Source organism: Sphingomonas sp. AC522, from assembly GCF_979258125.1.
The window spans coordinates 1803295-1818925 of sequence record NZ_OZ409836.1 but is presented as its reverse complement, the minus strand read 5'-3'; the positions used below and the strand labels follow the sequence as shown (position 1 = coordinate 1818925).

Annotated in this window: 18 protein-coding genes; 13 read left to right on the top strand and 5 right to left on the bottom strand. The window is 65.3% G+C overall.

The features are described 5' to 3' along the window. Positions 1 to 11 precede the first annotated feature (11 nt). The gene (locus ACZZZM_RS09010; protein ID WP_463594767.1) at positions 12 to 182 is read right to left on the bottom strand and encodes a CsbD family protein; all 171 of its coding nucleotides are present in this window, start codon (positions 180 to 182) and stop codon (positions 12 to 14) included. A gap of 111 nt (positions 183 to 293) precedes the next feature. Between ACZZZM_RS09010 and ACZZZM_RS09005 the strand changes: the two genes are divergently transcribed. The 3 genes from ACZZZM_RS09005 (at position 294) to chrA (ending at position 3058) form a co-directional block, all read left to right on the top strand. After that, complete coding sequence (locus tag ACZZZM_RS09005) at positions 294 to 890, top strand: class I SAM-dependent methyltransferase (RefSeq protein WP_463594766.1); 597 nt, start codon at positions 294 to 296, stop codon at positions 888 to 890. 132 nt (positions 891 to 1022) lie between these two features. After that, positions 1023 to 1853 carry a chromate resistance protein ChrB domain-containing protein gene (locus tag ACZZZM_RS09000; protein ID WP_463594765.1) on the top strand — a complete coding sequence of 277 codons (831 nt, stop codon included), beginning with the start codon at positions 1023 to 1025 and terminating at the stop codon, positions 1851 to 1853. Beyond that, positions 1850 to 3058 (top strand): chromate efflux transporter, encoded by a 1209-nt coding sequence (gene chrA, locus ACZZZM_RS08995; RefSeq protein WP_463594764.1) that lies wholly within the window; start codon positions 1850 to 1852, stop codon positions 3056 to 3058. Before ACZZZM_RS09000 ends, chrA begins: the two co-directional genes overlap by 4 nt. A 17-nt stretch (positions 3059 to 3075) precedes the next feature. Here the strand turns inward: chrA and thiS are convergent, their stop codons facing one another. Then, the gene (gene thiS / locus ACZZZM_RS08990) at positions 3076 to 4080 is read right to left on the bottom strand and encodes a sulfur carrier protein ThiS (RefSeq protein WP_463594763.1); all 1005 of its coding nucleotides are present in this window, start codon (positions 4078 to 4080) and stop codon (positions 3076 to 3078) included. An 82-nt stretch (positions 4081 to 4162) separates the two neighbouring features. Between thiS and aroQ the strand changes: the two genes are divergently transcribed. The 7 genes from aroQ (at position 4163) to purL (ending at position 10890) form a co-directional block, all read left to right on the top strand. Then, positions 4163 to 4597, top strand: a complete 435-nt coding sequence (gene aroQ, locus ACZZZM_RS08985) for a type II 3-dehydroquinate dehydratase (RefSeq protein ID WP_463594762.1) — start codon at positions 4163 to 4165, stop codon at positions 4595 to 4597. Positions 4598 to 4630: 33 nt separating this feature from the next. Further along, on the top strand, positions 4631 to 5107 hold the full coding sequence (gene accB, locus ACZZZM_RS08980) for an acetyl-CoA carboxylase biotin carboxyl carrier protein (RefSeq protein ID WP_463594761.1): 477 nt from the start codon (positions 4631 to 4633) through the stop codon (positions 5105 to 5107). Positions 5108 to 5113: 6 nt separating this feature from the next. Next, positions 5114 to 6469 carry an acetyl-CoA carboxylase biotin carboxylase subunit gene (gene accC / locus ACZZZM_RS08975; protein ID WP_463594760.1) on the top strand — a complete coding sequence of 452 codons (1356 nt, stop codon included), beginning with the start codon at positions 5114 to 5116 and terminating at the stop codon, positions 6467 to 6469. Positions 6470 to 6641: 172 nt separating this feature from the next. Continuing rightward, positions 6642 to 6977 carry an arsenate reductase (glutaredoxin) gene (gene arsC / locus ACZZZM_RS08970; protein ID WP_463594759.1) on the top strand — a complete coding sequence of 112 codons (336 nt, stop codon included), beginning with the start codon at positions 6642 to 6644 and terminating at the stop codon, positions 6975 to 6977. A gap of 72 nt (positions 6978 to 7049) precedes the next feature. After that, positions 7050 to 8297, top strand: coding sequence for a sensor domain-containing phosphodiesterase (locus tag ACZZZM_RS08965; protein ID WP_463594758.1), 1248 nt, complete (start codon positions 7050 to 7052; stop codon positions 8295 to 8297). Positions 8298 to 8308: 11 nt separating this feature from the next. Next, positions 8309 to 8614, top strand: coding sequence for a hypothetical protein (locus ACZZZM_RS08960; RefSeq protein ID WP_463594757.1), 306 nt, complete (start codon positions 8309 to 8311; stop codon positions 8612 to 8614). Between the two features lie 59 nt (positions 8615 to 8673). Next, a complete protein-coding gene (gene purL / locus ACZZZM_RS08955) occupies positions 8674 to 10890 on the top strand; it encodes a phosphoribosylformylglycinamidine synthase subunit PurL (RefSeq protein WP_463594756.1) in 2217 nt (738 codons plus the stop codon). Between the two features lie 92 nt (positions 10891 to 10982). On the opposite strand, the gene ACZZZM_RS08950 is transcribed toward purL, so the two are convergent. Next, positions 10983 to 11399, bottom strand: coding sequence for a hypothetical protein (locus tag ACZZZM_RS08950; RefSeq protein WP_463594755.1), 417 nt, complete (start codon positions 11397 to 11399; stop codon positions 10983 to 10985). 121 nt (positions 11400 to 11520) lie between these two features. Here ACZZZM_RS08950 and ACZZZM_RS08945 point away from each other — a divergent pair, with 121 nt between their 5' ends. The 3 genes from ACZZZM_RS08945 (at position 11521) to bfr (ending at position 13611) form a co-directional block, all read left to right on the top strand. After that, positions 11521 to 12774: a DUF418 domain-containing protein gene (locus ACZZZM_RS08945; protein WP_463594754.1), complete on the top strand. Its 1254-nt coding sequence runs from the start codon at positions 11521 to 11523 to the stop codon at positions 12772 to 12774. Positions 12775 to 12851: 77 nt separating this feature from the next. After that, the gene (locus ACZZZM_RS08940; RefSeq protein ID WP_463596412.1) at positions 12852 to 13022 is read left to right on the top strand and encodes a (2Fe-2S)-binding protein; all 171 of its coding nucleotides are present in this window, start codon (positions 12852 to 12854) and stop codon (positions 13020 to 13022) included. Positions 13023 to 13125: 103 nt separating this feature from the next. Next, positions 13126 to 13611: a bacterioferritin gene (gene bfr, locus ACZZZM_RS08935; RefSeq protein ID WP_463594753.1), complete on the top strand. Its 486-nt coding sequence runs from the start codon at positions 13126 to 13128 to the stop codon at positions 13609 to 13611. Positions 13612 to 13651: 40 nt separating this feature from the next. Here the strand turns inward: bfr and ACZZZM_RS08930 are convergent, their stop codons facing one another. Continuing rightward, entirely contained in the window at positions 13652 to 14062 is a 411-nt protein-coding gene (locus tag ACZZZM_RS08930) for an Hpt domain-containing protein (RefSeq protein ID WP_463594752.1), read from the bottom strand. Between the two features lie 107 nt (positions 14063 to 14169). After that, positions 14170 to 15543, bottom strand: a complete 1374-nt coding sequence (der, locus tag ACZZZM_RS08925) for a ribosome biogenesis GTPase Der (RefSeq protein ID WP_463594751.1) — start codon at positions 15541 to 15543, stop codon at positions 14170 to 14172. Positions 15544 to 15631: the final 88 nt, after the last annotated feature.

Genomic DNA, 15631 nt, shown 5'->3' with positions numbered 1-15631 from the left:
GGTACGTCTGCTCAGATATCGTCGCCGAGCGCGCCCTTTACCTTGCCGACGAACTGCTCGCCCTTGCCCTTGATCTCCTGCGCCGCGCCTTCGTCGCGCGTCTCGGGATCGGCGCTGTGCTGCTTGAGCTTGCCGGCCAGCTCGTCCACGTTGCCCTTGATCTTGTCGGTGAGTTCACCCATGATTTCAGCCTCCTGGCACGGAACCGGCGCGGAAGGCGCCGGCTGTTTGCGTCATAGGTTAAACGGTCCGCGCCCGGCGGGGGTTCCGAACGATGCCCGACCGGCCCGAACATGCCCGATAAGATCGCCGAGCATTATGAGCGGCACGCGCATGCATTCGATGCCGCGCGCCGCAAGAATTTCGTCGAGCGCGGCTGGCTCGATCGCTTCCTGCTGGCAATCCCCAAAGGCGGCCACATCCTCGATCTCGGCTGCGGCGCCGGCGAGCCGGTCGGCCGCTATCTGGTCGACAAGGGCCACCACATCACCGGCGTAGACGTCTCCGCCCGCATGATCACGCTCTCGCGCACCCGCTTCCCCCGCCACATCTGGCTGCACACCGATATGCGCAACGCCGTCATGGCCCGCAATTTCGAAGGCATCCTCGCCTGGGACAGCCTGTTCCACCTGCCGCACGACGATCAGGCCGTGATGATCGCCAAAATGGCCGGCTGGCTGGAGCCCGGCGGCGCCATGCTGTTCAACAGCGGCCCGGCCCGCGGCGAAGCGATCGGCCACCAGTTCGGCGAAGACATCTACCATGCCAGCCTTGCCCCCTTCGAATACCGCGCCCTGTTCGAGGATCTGGACCTGCTCGAAATAGACTTCGCGCCCGATGATGAGCATGTCGGCGGCCGCAGCGTCTGGTTCGTGCGCAAGGGGCATTGAGCGGCGAAAGGCGCAACGCTCCACAGCCTTGACAGAGGCGCCGGGCATCGTCGAAGAAAAGCCATGGGGAAAGCGATCTCCCCACGAGGCGACATGCCGAAGCATCGCGTCCCAACCTCCTGAGGACGCATCATGCCCGCGATCAATTCCATATCCGTCGACAAGCTGCTCAAGCTGATCGGCACGCCCAATTGCCCCGCAATCATCGATGTCCGCACTGCCGATGAATTCGCCGCGGACCCGCGGCTGTTGCCCGGCTCCATTCGCAAGGACCCAGCCGACGCCGCCGGCTGGGCAGCCGAATTCGCTAGCCGGAGCGTCATTGCGGCGTGCGGAAATGGCGGCGCCGCGAGCGAAGGCGTTGCGGCGTGGCTGCGGCATGCCGGGGCCGATGCCGAAACCCTCGAGGGTGGCCTCGCCGCCTGGGCCGCGGGCGGCCATCCGATGGTGCCTGAGGCAGCGCTGCCGCCACGCGATCGGCAAGGGCGTACGATCTGGGTGACTCGCGCCAGGCCGAAAGTCGATCGCATTGCCTGCCCCTGGCTGATCCGGCGCTTCGTCGATCCGAGCGCCGTATTCCTGTTTGTCGCGGCTTCGGAAGTGCCGGCAATTGCCCAGCAATACGCGGCCGCGCCGTTCGACATAGAAGGCGTCAGATGGAGCCATGACGGCGACAAATGCACCTTCGATGCAATGGTCGAGGGGTTCGGGCTGAGCGGATTTCCTGCGCTGCAATATCTGGCCCAGATCGTGCGCGGCGCAGACACGGCGCGGCTGCATGCTGCGCCCGAGGCGGCGGGCCTGCTCGCGCTGTCCCTGGGCTTGTCGCGTCTCTACGCCAACGACCTCGAACAGCTCGATGCCGGGATGCTGGCATATGACGCACTCTATCGCTGGTGTCGCGACGCGCGCGGGGAAACCCATGACTGGGCCTCTCATCAGGCGCGGGGAGCACGCCCATGAGCGGCCCGCTGCAACCCGGCGTTCCCGCGCTCAGCCTGCCTGTCCTATTCCTCAAATTCCTGCGCTTCGGCGCGCTCGCCTTTGGCGGGCCGGTCGCTCAGATCGCCATGCTGCGCCAAGCCTTGGTCGAGCAGGAACGCTGGATCGATCCGGCGCGGTTCAATCGGCTGCTTGCCGTCCTGCAGGTCCTGCCGGGACCGGAGGCACATGAGCTGTGCGTCCATCTCGGGATGATCGCGCGCGGCCGTATCGGCGGCCTGCTCGCCGGGCTCGGCTTCATGCTGCCAGGTCTCGTGCTGATGCTGCTGGCGGGATGGGCCTATACCGCCTGGATCGCCGGCAATCCCGGCCTCTCCGCGGTGCTGCTGGGCGTGCAGGTCGTGGTTCTGGCGGTCATCCTGCGCGCGGTCGTCCGGATCGGCCAGCATATCGTCGAGGATTGGCTATTGGGCGTCATCGCCGCCGTCAGCCTGATCGCCACCCTGGCGGGCATCCCCTTCTGGATTCCCCTCGCCGCCGGCGGGCTGGCCTATATGTCGTCGCATCGTCCCGCGGCAGCGCTCTTGATCATCGCGGCAGCCGCCGGCGTCGCAGCCACCGTGCATTGGACGCTCGAATTAGCCTCGACAGCGCAGCCCGGCCTCGATCCGTCCGGCCAAGCCGGCGGGGCGGTGACGGTGGCGGCGCTGTTCCTGGCCGGGCTCAAGGGCGGGCTGCTCACCTTCGGCGGGGCGTACACGGCGATCCCCTATGTCCGCGCCGATACCGTCGGGCGCGGCTGGATCAGCGATGCGACTTTCCTCGACGGCATCGCGCTGGCGGGCGTGCTGCCCGCGCCGCTGGTCATCTTCGCGACCTTTGTCGGCTATGTCGCTGGGGGCCTATATGGCGCGATGGCGATCACTGCCGGCATGTTCCTGCCCGCCTTTGCATTCTCGCTGGTCCTGTTCGAGCGGCTGGAAGCGCTTGTGGAGAACCCGGCGCTGCACCGGGTGCTGGCCGGCGTCGCGGCAGCCGTGGTCGGAATCATCGCCGCCACCTTCGCCCAGCTGACATTGGCCACCGGCCCCCGCATCGCCAATCCCTTGCTGGCTACGGCCGTATTCGGCGCCGCGCTCCTGATGGCATGGCGGGTCAAGGGTGCCTGGGTGACGCCGGCCATTGTCGCAGCCGGAGCGCTCGTCGGACTGGTGACCTCGATCTAGCGGGAGGATGCCCTCCCCTAAATCAACCCCGCCAGCGGACTGCTCGGATCGGCATACATCCGCTTGCCCATCCGCCCGGCGCGATAGCTCAGCCGCCCGGCCTCGACCGCCGCTTTCATCGCCGCCGCCATCAGGATCGGGTCCTTGGCCTCGGCGATGGCGGTGTTCATCAGCACGCCGTCGCAGCCCAATTCCATCGCCACCGCGGCGTCGCTCGCCGAACCGACCCCGGCATCGACCAGTACCGGCACCTTGGCACCCTCCACGATCAGCCGGATCGTCACCCGGTTCTGAATGCCCAGCCCCGAGCCGATCGGCGCGCCGAGCGGCATGATCGCCACCGCGCCTGCATCCTCCAGCCGCTTCGCGGCGATCGGATCATCGACGCAATAGACCATCGGCTTGAAGCCTTCGTTCGCCAATATCTCGGTCGCGCGTAGCGTCTCGACCATGTCGGGATACAGCGTCCGCGCCTCGCCCAGCACTTCCAGCTTGACCAGTTCCCAGCCCCCCGCCTCGCGCGCCAAGCGCAGCGTACGGATCGCGCTCTCGGCGTCGAAACAGCCTGCGGTATTGGGCAGATAGGTAATCTTCTTGGGATCGATGAAATCGGTCAGCATCGGCGCATTCGGGTCGGACACGTTCACCCGCCGCACCGCCACCGTGACGATCTCCGCGCCCGATGCCTCCACCGCAGCGGCGTTCTGCGCGAAATCCTTATATTTGCCGGTGCCGACGATCAGCCGCGAGCGGAAGGTCTTGCCTGCCACGCTCCAGCTATCGTCTGCCAGCGGCGCCGCATGATCCCCGCCACCGACGAAATGCACGATCTCCAATTCGTCGCCATCCTCGACCAGCACCTGATCGAGCGTCGAGCGCGGCACCACTTCCAGATTGCGCTCCACGGCTAGCTTTGCCGGCACCAGCCCCAGCTCCTCGGCCAGCGCCGCGATGGTCAGCCCCGCGGTCACGCGCTTGTGCTCGCCATTGACGGTGATCGAAACGGTGCCATCGGTATGCATGCTGGGTCCTAGCGCGATTTGATCGGGGGGCGCGGCTCATATAGGGAGGGCCGCACACCGCCCGCAACCGAAAGGCACCGGCTTGGCCGATACGATTTTCGTCCTCAACGGCCCCAACCTCAATCTGCTGGGGACGCGCGAGCCCGAGATTTACGGTTCGGACACGCTCGACGACATTGCCGGCCAGCTTGAAGACCGCGCCCGCGAGCTCGACCTGACGATCGACATGCGCCAGTCTAACCATGAAGGGCATCTATGCGACTGGCTTCACGAGGCCCAGGCCCGTGGCGCCAAAGCGGTGCTCCTCAATGCCGGCGCGTTCACCCACACCAGTCTCGCCGTCTATGATGCCATCAAATCGATCAAGACGCCGGTAATCGAAGTCCACCTCTCCAATCCGCTCACGCGCGAGGAATTCCGCCACGAGAGTTTCGTGGGTCGTGCCGCACGCGGAACCATCTCCGGGTTCGGCGCGCTTTCCTATATGCTTGCGCTTGAAGCCGCCGCGCGACTCTGACAGAGCGCGCGCTTTCATCGGAAGAAGAGTCAAATGGCCGAAAACAACGACAAGCCGGGGATGCACGTCGATATCGACCTTGTGCGCCAGCTCGCCGCAGTCCTCGACGATACCAACCTCACCGAGATCGAAGTCGAGGACGGCGATCGCAAGGTGCGCGTCGCGCGCACCGTCCAGGCCGCGCCGGCGATGATCCAGGCACCTGCCTTCGCCCCCGCGCCCGCCGCTGCCCCCGCCAGCGCGGCTCCGGCAGCCGAGGCCGCGCCAGCCGCGTCGGTGAACGCCGTCAAGTCGCCGATGGTCGGCACGGTCTATCTCGCCGCCAATCCCGAGGCGAAGAACTTCGTCAGCGTGGGCGACAAGGTTGCCGCCGGCGATACGCTGGTGATCATCGAGGCGATGAAGGTGATGAACCCGATCCACGCGAGCGCCGCGGGCACGGTCAAGGCAGTGCTCGTCGAGAACGGCCAGCCGGTCGAGTTCGACCAGCCGCTCGTAGTGGTCGAGTAAATAACCTTGAAGAAGATCGAGAAGCTCCTGATCGCCAATCGCGGCGAGATCGCGCTGCGCATTCACCGCGCCTGCCACGAAATGGGCATCAAGACCGTCGCGGTGCATTCCACGGCAGACAGCGATGCCATGCACGTCCGCCTTGCGGATGAGGCGATCTGCATCGGGCCGCCGAGCGCCGCCGAGAGCTATCTCAATGTCCCCCGGATCATCGCCGCCGCTGAAATCTCCGGCGCCGACGCGATCCACCCGGGCTACGGCTTCCTCTCCGAGAACGCCCAGTTCGCCGATATCGTCGAAGCGCACGGCATCATCTTCGTCGGCCCCAAGCCCGAGCATATTCGCACGATGGGCGACAAGATCGAGGCCAAGCGCACCGCTGGCGCATTGGGCCTGCCGCTCGTCCCCGGCTCGGACGGCGCGATCAGCGACGTCGCCGAGGCCAAGGCGATCGCCGCCAAGGCCGGCTATCCGGTGATCATCAAGGCGGCTTCCGGCGGCGGCGGCCGCGGCATGAAGGTCTGCACCAGCGAGGACCAGCTCGAGACGCTCATGCAGCAGGCCGGCAGCGAGGCGAAGGCCGCGTTCGGCGACGCCACCGTCTATCTCGAAAAATATCTCGGCAATCCGCGCCATATCGAAGTCCAGGTCTTCGGCGATGGCGAGGGCAATGCGATCCACTTGGGCGAGCGCGATTGCTCGCTCCAGCGCCGCCACCAGAAGGTCCTCGAAGAGGCCCCCTCCCCGGTCCTCGGCGCCGAGGACCGCGCCCGCATCGGCACCACCTGTGCCAAGGCGATGGCCGACATGGGCTATCGCGGCGCCGGCACGATCGAGTTCCTGTGGGAAAATGGCGAGTTCTATTTCATCGAAATGAACACCCGGCTCCAGGTCGAGCATCCGGTCACCGAAGCGATCACCGGGCTCGATTTGGTCCGCGAGCAGATCCGCGTCGCCGAGGGGCACGGTTTGACGCTGCGCCAGGAAGATATCCAGTTCCGCGGCCACGCCATCGAATGCCGCATCAATGCCGAGGATCCGCGCACCTTCGCCCCCTCGCCCGGCCTGGTGAAGGGCTATCACGCCCCCGGCGGCATGAATGTCCGCGTCGATAGCGGGCTCTATGCCGGCTATAAGGTGCCGCCATACTACGACAGCATGATCGCCAAGCTGATCGTCTACGGCACCACGCGCGCCGGCGCGATCCGCCGTCTGCGCCGCGCGCTCGAGGAATTCGTGATCGACGGCATGAAGACCACGATCCCCCTCCACCAGGCGCTGATCGAGGATCCCGATTTCCAGAGCGGCAACTATACGATCAAGTGGCTCGAGGAATGGCTGGCGCGGGCGGAATCGGAGTGACCATCCGGGGGATGGGCGCTCCCGCGCGCGGCAGCCATCTGGCGAAGCAGGACGTCTAACATTCCAACCGTCATGCTGAACTCGTTTCAGCATCCATCGTGCAACAATCGAAGCCGTCGCCTGTAGCGCGTTGGACCCTGAAACAAGTTCAGGGTGACCGAAGAGTGAGACAATGAAAGCCACGATCTACCACAACCCGCGCTGCTCGAAATCGCGCGAAACGCTCGCCATCCTCCACGATGCCGGCGCCGAAATCGAGATCGTCGAATATCTCAAGACCCCGCCGAGCGCGGACGAACTCGCCCGCCTGCTCGCCCGCGCCGGCCTCACCCCCGCGCAGCTGCTCCGCAAGGCCGAGCCCGGCGCCAGGCAACTGACCGGCGCCGGCGACGCAGCGATCCTCGCCGCCATGGCCGCCGACCCCATCCTGATCGAGCGGCCTTTGGTCGAGACCGCAAAAGGAGTCCGCCTCGGCCGCCCACCCGAAGCCGTCCGCGAGATCCTCTAGGGCCGCCCTCAGGCTTTCTTCACACTAGCCGATGTATCCCCTTGAAACGCCTGTGCTTAATGGGGATTTGCCTTGGCCGCTGAAACTATCCGCGACGTGATCCTGCCCGGTCCGGGCGCAGATCCGCAGAGCATGATCCAGCGCGCGCTCCAGGCCGTCCGCCTGCATATGGGTCTGCAGGTCGCCTATGTTTCGGAATTTGTCGGCGAGGAGGCAGTGTTCCGTCATGTCGATGCGCCGGGTCTCGAAGCGCTGATCAAGCCGGGCGACGCCAAGTCCCTCGATGACGTCTATTGCCGCCATATCCTCGCCGGGCGCCTTCCCGAGCTGATCCCGGATACGTCGCAGGAACCCGTGGCGATGGCGATGCCGATCACCGCGGCAATTCCGATCGGCGCGCATGTCAGCGTGCCGCTCCGGCTGGCCGATGGATCGCTATACGGCATGTTCTGCTGCCTCGGCCCCGCCGCCGATCCCAGCCTCAACGCCCGCGATCTCGGGATGATGCGCGCCTTTGCCGAGCTTGCCGCCTTCGAGATCGACCGCGACATCGAGGAATCGAAGGAACTCCGTCAGAAGCGCGCACGGATCGACGCAATTCTCGCCTCCGATCGGCTGGAGATCGTCTACCAGCCGATCTGGAGCCTCAAGGAACAATGCCCGATCGGCTTCGAATCCCTGTCGCGCTTCCATGCCGAGCCGAGCCGCACCGCCGATCGCTGGTTCGCCGAGGCGGACGAAGTCGGCCAGGGCGTCGAGCTCGAGCTGCTCGCGATCCGCAAGGCGCTGGCCGCGCTCGAGACCCTGCCTGACCCTGTCTATCTCGCGGTCAACGCCTCCCCCAGCACCGTGCTCAGCGACGCGCTGGCCGAAACGCTGGCCGACTATCCCGCCGAACGCATCGTCCTGGAGATCACCGAACACAGCTTCGTCGAGAATTTCGATTCGCTGATCGCCGCGCTCGCGCCTCTGCGGGCCCGCGGGATACGCATCGCCGTCGACGATGCCGGCTCGGGCTATTCGGGGCTCCAGCAGATCCTCCAGGTCCGCCCCGATCTGATCAAGCTCGATCGCTCCCTGATCCAGGACATCGCCAACGATCCCGGCCGCCGCGCATTGGCCGCGGCGCTCGCGGTCTTCGCCCAGGAAACCGGCAGCCGCCTGATCGCCGAGGGCGTCGAGACCGAAGCCGAACTGGCAATGCTCCGCGCGCTTGGGCTGGACGCGATCCAGGGCTATCTGCTCGGTCGCCCGATGCCGCTTGCCCAGGCGCAGGCGCTGCTGAGCGGCGAGCCCCTCGCCCCCCGCCGCGTCGCCTGAAAGGAGACGGAATGCCCCCGTTATTGTTGATTGCGATCGGCTTGGGTCAAGTCGGAGTCGGCTCGCCCACCATCGAACTGCGCGGACGGATCCGCGAGACGATGGCCTCCTCGGTTCTTACTGTCGAGGCCAATGGCATCGTCTCCAATTGCGAGCCCGCGCCGCGGCCGTTCGACAATGTCCCGCGCCCACCGGACATTTGCCCGGCCTATCCCGCCGGCACCCGCTACAGCGCGCCCACCACTTTCAAGGGCAAGCCCCAGCGCCGCAAGATCCGTATCCGCATCAGCACCTACGAGGAAAATATCGGCGGCTGATCCCCGGCACCGCCAGCTTCGGGGTGACGAGCGTTCGCACCATCGCTATGGGCTGCGCCATGACCGAGATCACCCCTGCGATCGTCGCCGAGCACGGCCTGTCCCCGGAAGAATATGAGCGCGTGCTCCACGCCATGGGCCGCGAGCCCAATCTCACCGAGTTGGGCATCTTCTCGGTGATGTGGTCCGAGCATTGCAGCTACAAATCCTCGCGGCTGCACTTGAAGAAGCTCCCCACCGAAGCCCCGCACGTCATCTGCGGCCCGGGCGAGAATGCCGGCGTCATCGATATTGGTGACGGTCAGGCGGCGATCTTCAAGATGGAGAGCCACAACCACCCGTCCTACATCGAGCCGTACCAGGGCGCCGCGACCGGCGTCGGCGGCATCCTCCGCGACGTCTTCACGATGGGCGCGCGCCCGGTCGCCAACATGAATGCGTTGCGCTTCGGCCGCCCCGATCACCCCAAGATGCGCCATCTCATCGCCGGCGTCGTCCACGGCATCGGCGGCTATGGCAATTGCGTCGGCGTCCCCACCGTCGGCGGCGAAGTCAATTTCCACTCCGCGTATGACGGCAACATCCTCGTCAACGCGATGACCGTCGGCGTCGCCGATCAGGACAAGATCTTCTATTCGGCGGCCTCGGGCGTCGGCAATCCGATCGTCTATGTCGGCTCGAAGACCGGCCGCGACGGTATCCACGGCGCGACCATGGCCAGCGCCGATTTCGGCGAGGACAGCGACGAAAAGCGACCGACGGTGCAGGTCGGCGACCCCTTCACCGAAAAGCTCCTGATCGAAGCCTGCCTCGAGCTGATGGCCTCCGACGCCATCGTCGCGATCCAGGACATGGGCGCGGCGGGGCTCACCTCGTCCTCGGTCGAGATGGCGAGCAAGGGCGGCGTCGGCATCGAGCTGATCATGGACGATGTGCCCCAGCGCGAAACCGGGATGACCCCGTACGAGATGATGCTGAGCGAGAGCCAGGAGCGCATGCTCATGGTCCTCAAGCCCGGCCGCGAGGATTTCGCCGAAGCGATCTTCCGCAAATGGGAGCTCGATTTCGCAGTGATCGGCACGGTCACCGATACCGGCCATATGGTGCTCAAGTGGAAGGGCGAGACCGTCGCCGACATTCCGCTCGCCCCGCTGGCGGACGAAGCCCCGCTCTACGATCGTCCCCACGTCCCGACCCCGCCCCAGCCGCCGCTTGCCGATGTGCCCGAGAGCGCCGATCCCGCCGCGGACCTGCTCAAGCTGATGGGCTCGCCGGATATCGCCAGCCGCCGCTGGATCTGGGAGCAATATGACAGCCAGGTCGGCGGCGACACCGTCCAGCGCCCCGGCGGCGATTCCGCGGTGGTCCGCGTCCATGGCACGCAAAAGGGCCTGGCGATTACCACCGATTGCACGCCGCGCTATTGCTTTGCCGACCCGGTCGAAGGCGGCAAACAGGCGGTCGCCGAAGCCTGGCGTAACCTCTCGGCGGTCGGCGCAACGCCGCTCGCAATCACCAATTGCCTCAACTTCGCCAATCCCCAGCGCCCCGAGATCATGGGCCAGATCGTCGGCTGCCTCGATGGCATGAGTCAGGCCTGCCGCGCGCTCGATTTCCCGATCGTCTCGGGCAATGTCAGCCTCTACAACGAGTCCAAGGCCACGGGCGGCGGCAGCGCGATCCTCCCTACCCCCGCGATCGGCGGCGTCGGCCTGCTCAAGGATTGGTCGAAGAGCTGCACCATCGCCTTTAAGGGCACCGGCGACATCATCATCGCATTGGGCGAGCGCTCGGGCCATCTCGGCCAGTCGATCTGGCTGCGCGAAATCCACGGCCGCGAAGAAGGCCCGCCGCCCCCGGTCGATCTCATGGCCGAACGCCGCACCGGCGCCTTTGTCCGTTCGGCGATCGGCAGCGGCTGCATCACTGCCTGCCACGATGTTTCGGACGGCGGCCTCGCCGTCACGCTCGCCGAAATGGCGCTGGCCTCGAACATCGGCGCGATCCTCGATTCACCCCAGCCCTTCGGCGTGGCCGGCAGCTTGTTCGGCGAGGATCAGGGGCTCTACGTCATCACCGTGCGCGACGAATTGCTCGCCGATTTCCTCGTTGCGGCCGACAAGGCCGGCCTCGCCGCCGATCCGATCGGCCGCACGATCAAGGACCGGCTGATCTTCGAGCTCGAGGAAGGCGATTATTGCGTCACCCTCGCCGATCTCCGCGCCGCGCACGAAGGCTTCTTCCCCGCGCTGATGGGAGTGGCTACGGGCGTTTGAGTGCGCGATGCCCCCCAGCATCGCGCAGATCCTGCCGGGGGCAGGATCGTGCTCAAACACCCTCAGCCACTGCTGCCGCGCTCGCATGAGTCTCAGCGCTGGACCTGATAAGGCTGGAAGGCGCATTCCAGGCCGCGGTGGAGCAGATAGATCACTGCGCGGGCGCTGCTGCCCTTCTCGACTGCGATCGCCGCGCCGTCCTTCTCTCCGGCCCACTCGACTTCGTTGAGCGAAAGCACGCGCGGCAAGCCGTATTTGACATAGGTCTTGCCGCCGAACTTGATCGGCTCATTGTTGATCGCCCAGCTCTTGCCGTTTGAATCGACGAAGCCGCTTTTCTCCCACGGAACATCACGGCCATTGAGGATCACCACCCCGGTCGGCGTGAAATTACGCATCCGCGCCGCGACATGCACCAGCTTCTTCGAACCTGGCTTGTAGGCGCAGACCTGGCTGGTCTCTTGCGCTTGTGCGGCAAGCGACATTGCGAGCAATGTAGAGATGATCATCGTGGCTCCTCCTGGCAATCCTGCCGGCGCCGGGAATAGCGTAACACCGGATTGGGGCAGACTGACAAATGCTGTTAGCTTGTTTCCAAAGGGCAGGCAGAACGGGGATGAGGCGGGGCAGATGAGCAGCGAACCCATGGGCAGCCAGCGCCTCCAATCGCTCGATGTGGTCCGCGGCGTCGCGGTGATGGGCATCTTGCTGCTCAACATCGTCTCCTTCGCGATGCCCGAAGCCGCCTATATGAACCCGCGTGCCTATGGCGGGTGGCACGGCGCCGATCTCGGCGTCTATCTCGTCAATTTCGTGCTGTTCGATGGCAAGATGCGCGGGCTCTTCTCGTTCCTGTTCGGCGCATCGATGCTGCTGGTGATCGAGCGCGCGGAGGAAAGCGGGCGCAGCCCGGCGCGCGTCCATTATCTCCGCATGATCTGGCTGCTGGTATTCGGCCTCGCGCACCTCTTCCTCGTCTGGCACGGTGATATCCTTACCCATTATGCGCTGGTCGGCATGATCGCCTTTGGGATGCGCCGGATGCCGGTGCCGCGGCTGCTGATCCTGGCGGTCATGCTGATCTGCCTCGGCACGCTGATCTTCTCCGGCCTGCCCTTCCTGATCCACCAGCTCCAATTGCCCGCCGCCAACCCCGCCGAGGCAGCGAAGAACGCAAAGATGCTGGCCGAGTTCGTCAACGGCTTCGGCGTGCCCCCGGCGAGCGAGATCGCCAATAGCCTGGCGCTGCACCGGGGCGACTACATGACGATCCTGGCCGATCGCGTCGGCAACGACGCCGTCATGCCGCTCGCCACGCTCGGGTTCTTCGGACCGGAGACCTTGGCCTATATGCTGCTCGGCATGGCCGGGCTGAAGAGCGGCATGCTGCGCGGCGAATGGGCGCCGCGGTGCTACGCGAAATGGCTTTTGGTCTGCTGGGGCATCGCGCTCCCGGTCTATGTCGCGCTGGCCGTCTATCTGGTCCACGCGCAGTTCGACATCTTTGCGGTCGTGCTCGCAGTGATGCTGCTGGCCACCCCGGTCCGCCCCTTGATGTTCGTCGGCTGGGCATGCCTGATCATGCTGCTTGCGCGCTCCGGCGGTGCACTGACCCAGCGGATCGCGGCCACGGGGCGGATGGCCTTCACCAATTATCTCGCCACCAGCCTGATCTGCACCACCTTCTTCTACGGCTATGGTTTTGGCTGGTTCGGCTATCTCTCGCGCTGGCAGCTTTATCTGGTCGTCGCGGCGATGTGGGCACTGATGCTGCTCTGGTCCAGGCCCTGGCTGGCGCGCTTCCGATTCGGCCCGTTCGAGTGGCTGTGGCGCAGCCTCGCTCGCGGTCGGCTCGAACCGATCCGCGGACCCGCCGCCATCTGAGCCTGCGAATGCCTCGCAATAGGCTTGCGAATCAGTCTCAATAGCCCTAGATGCGGATCATTAGGCGTGAGGGTTCGATGGTCGTCTGCGTTTGCAATGCAATCCGGGAACATGATGTGCGCGAAGCTGCGCGCGAGGGCGCGGTCAGTGCTTGCCAGGCCTATCGGGCGCTCGGCCGCCAGCCCAAATGCGGCCAGTGCGTCCCGTTCGCGCGAGCCATTATCGCTGAAGAGCGTGCTGCTGCGTAACAGTCGCAAGTACGAAAAACCGCAGATTTCCGCCATTTTTTAGCTGTCCAACGCGCCACCGCGGGCGTATTGTCACGCCTGAATTCAGCGACAGGTGGGCATCATGAAGGGCGACGCGAAAGTCATCGAGTATCTCAACGAGGTGCTCAAGAACGAGCTCACTGCGATCAACCAATATTGGCTGCATTACCGCATGTTCGATCATTGGGGCGTCAAGCGCCTCGCCGAGTTCGAGCGTCACGAATTGATCGACGAGATGAAGCATGCCGACATGGTCGCCGAGCGCATCCTGTTCCTCGATGGCCTGCCCAATTTCCAATTGCTTGGCCGCCTGCGCATCGGCGAGACCGTCGAGGAAGCGCTCCGCGCCGATCTCGCACTCGAGATCGAGGCGATCGCCGTGCTCAAGGACGGCATCGAGCATAGCGAAAAGGTCCGCGACTATGTCAGCCGCGACCTGTTCCGCCGCATCCTCGACAGCGAGGAAGAGCATGTCGACACGCTCGAGCGTCAGTTCGAGATGATCCAGCGCATGGGCCTGGAGAATTACATCCAGCTCAACAGCAAGCCGGAAGCAGACGGGGACTAGCCCCTCTTGTCCCCCCCTGCAAGGGAGGGGTGAAATTCGCTCAGCCCGCCAAGCTCCGCCGCCCGAACGCCGGCCGCCGCTCGACCAGCGGGTTGGCCTCGCGCTCCAGCAATTGCAGCGTCTCCTCGAACAGCGGCCGCAGCTTGACGACTTGCTCCAGCGCATTGGTCGGCGTGTCCTGCCGCTCGACGCAGAGCCGCGCGATCGTCTCGATTTCCTCGGCCAGGTCGCCCAGCACTTCGGCGCCGAACTGGTGTGCCTCGCCCTTCAGCGTGTGCGCGGGGATCACCATCGCCGCGGCGCTCGATGCGCGCATCGCCTCTTCGATCTGCGACACGGACTTGACCCCATCCTCGCGGAAGTAACCGAGAATGCGCACGAAATTCGCGCCGAGCTCGGCACGCGCGCGGCCGAATATCGCCCAATTCACTAGAGGATCGCCGCCGATCATCGCATTTTACCCCAACTCAGCACACTCAGGCACGGCGCCATTCTTATGCCGCGGAAGTAAACAGCAGGTTGATATGAGCGATATGGGTAATTGCGTAGGTCCTGTGTCTACTTCTTGTCCTGATCGAATGGGTTCTTCGACGCGCGCAGGCTCAAGCGCACCGGCACCGCCCCGAAGTCGAACTCCTTGCGCAGGCCGTTGATCAGATAGCGCTGGTAGCTGACCGGCAGCAGATCGACTCGCGTGCCGAACAGCACGAAGCTCGGCGGGCGCGACTTGTTCTGCGTGACATAGCGCGGCTTGATCCTTTTGCCGCCAGGCGCGGGCGGCGGATTGGCTTCGATCGCCTTCTCGAACCAGCGGTTGAGCTGCCCGGTCGAAACCCGGCGCGACCAGGCCTCGCGCGTCTCGAACGCCACCTTCATCATCACGTCGAGGCCCTTGCCGGTGATCGCCGACACGGTCAGCACCGGAATGCCCTTGGCCTGCGAAAGCCCTTCTTCCAGCGCGCCCTTGACCCCGTTGAACAGGCTGGAGGCATTCTCCGCCACGTCCCATTTGTTGAGGACGATGATCAGCGCCCGGCCTTCCTGGAGCACGCGGTCGGCGATCTTGAGGTCCTGCACTTCCAGCCCGCGCGTCGCATCGAGCAGCAGCACCACGACTTCGGCAAAGTCGATCGATCGCAGCGTGTCCATCACCGAAAGCTTTTCGAGCTTCTCTTCGACCCGCGCCTTCTTGCGCAGCCCGGCGGTGTCGATCAGGCGCACCTTGCGGGTCTGCCCCTCGTCATCGGGCCACGACCAGTCGACCGAGATAGAATCGCGGGTGATCCCCGCCTCCGGCCCGGTGATCAGCCGGTCCTCGCCGAGCAGCTTGTTGACCAGGGTCGATTTGCCCGCATTGGGCCGGCCGACAATGGCGAGCTTGAGGATCGCGTCGGGCGAATCTGCATCCTCCTCGTCCTCCGCTTCGTCCTCGTCGCGCTCGATATGCGGGCGCAGCGCCTCGAACAGATCGACCACGCCTTCGCCATGCTCCGCGGAGAATGGGATGGGATCGCCGAGACCCAGCGCCATCGCCTCGATGATGCCGGTCTCGCCGGCCCTGCCCTCGGCCTTGTTGGCCATCACCACAACGGGACGATTGGTACTGCGCAGCCAGCGGGCGATCTCTTCGTCGAGCGGCGTGATGCCCACCCGCGAATCGATCAGGAACAGCGAAACGTCCGAATCGCGCACCGCCGCCTCGGTCTGCGCGCGCATACGGCCGGGCAAAGTGGCGACATCGTCATCCTCATAGCCGGCGGTATCGATGATCCGGAATTCGAGCCCCAGCAGCACCGCCTCGCCCTCGCGCCGATCGCGCGTCACCCCCGGCTGATCGTCGACCAGCGCCAGGCGCTTGCCGACCAGCCGGTTGAACAGCGTCGATTTGCCGACATTGGGGCGGCCGATAATGGCAACGGTAGGTTGGGGCATGGCGCGCCTATAGACTCATTTGCTTCACGAACAAAAGAAACGGGCGCGACCAAAAATAGGGACAGTCCCCATTTTCGCGGCTGAGCGG

What these genes read in the sequence shown, in the direction of transcription:
- arsC (WP_463594759.1), top strand. Translation starts at nt 6,642, where the DNA reads ATGAAAGCCACGATCTACCACAACCCGCGCTGCTCGAAATCGCGCGAA.
- bfr (WP_463594753.1), top strand. Translation starts at nt 13,126, where the DNA reads ATGAAGGGCGACGCGAAAGTCATCGAGTATCTCAACGAGGTGCTCAAG.
- ACZZZM_RS08960 (WP_463594757.1), top strand. Translation starts at nt 8,309, where the DNA reads ATGCCCCCGTTATTGTTGATTGCGATCGGCTTGGGTCAAGTCGGAGTC.
- der (WP_463594751.1), bottom strand. Translation starts at nt 15,543, where the DNA reads ATGCCCCAACCTACCGTTGCCATTATCGGCCGCCCCAATGTCGGCAAA.
- accB (WP_463594761.1), top strand. Translation starts at nt 4,631, where the DNA reads ATGGCCGAAAACAACGACAAGCCGGGGATGCACGTCGATATCGACCTT.
- ACZZZM_RS08930 (WP_463594752.1), bottom strand. Translation starts at nt 14,062, where the DNA reads ATGATCGGCGGCGATCCTCTAGTGAATTGGGCGATATTCGGCCGCGCG.
- purL (WP_463594756.1), top strand. Translation starts at nt 8,674, where the DNA reads ATGACCGAGATCACCCCTGCGATCGTCGCCGAGCACGGCCTGTCCCCG.
- ACZZZM_RS09000 (WP_463594765.1), top strand. Translation starts at nt 1,023, where the DNA reads ATGCCCGCGATCAATTCCATATCCGTCGACAAGCTGCTCAAGCTGATC.
- thiS (WP_463594763.1), bottom strand. Translation starts at nt 4,080, where the DNA reads ATGCATACCGATGGCACCGTTTCGATCACCGTCAATGGCGAGCACAAG.
- ACZZZM_RS08950 (WP_463594755.1), bottom strand. Translation starts at nt 11,399, where the DNA reads ATGATCATCTCTACATTGCTCGCAATGTCGCTTGCCGCACAAGCGCAA.
- ACZZZM_RS09010 (WP_463594767.1), bottom strand. Translation starts at nt 182, where the DNA reads ATGGGTGAACTCACCGACAAGATCAAGGGCAACGTGGACGAGCTGGCC.
- ACZZZM_RS08940 (WP_463596412.1), top strand. Translation starts at nt 12,852, where the DNA reads ATGGTCGTCTGCGTTTGCAATGCAATCCGGGAACATGATGTGCGCGAA.
- ACZZZM_RS08945 (WP_463594754.1), top strand. Translation starts at nt 11,521, where the DNA reads ATGAGCAGCGAACCCATGGGCAGCCAGCGCCTCCAATCGCTCGATGTG.
- ACZZZM_RS09005 (WP_463594766.1), top strand. Translation starts at nt 294, where the DNA reads ATGCCCGATAAGATCGCCGAGCATTATGAGCGGCACGCGCATGCATTC.
- chrA (WP_463594764.1), top strand. Translation starts at nt 1,850, where the DNA reads ATGAGCGGCCCGCTGCAACCCGGCGTTCCCGCGCTCAGCCTGCCTGTC.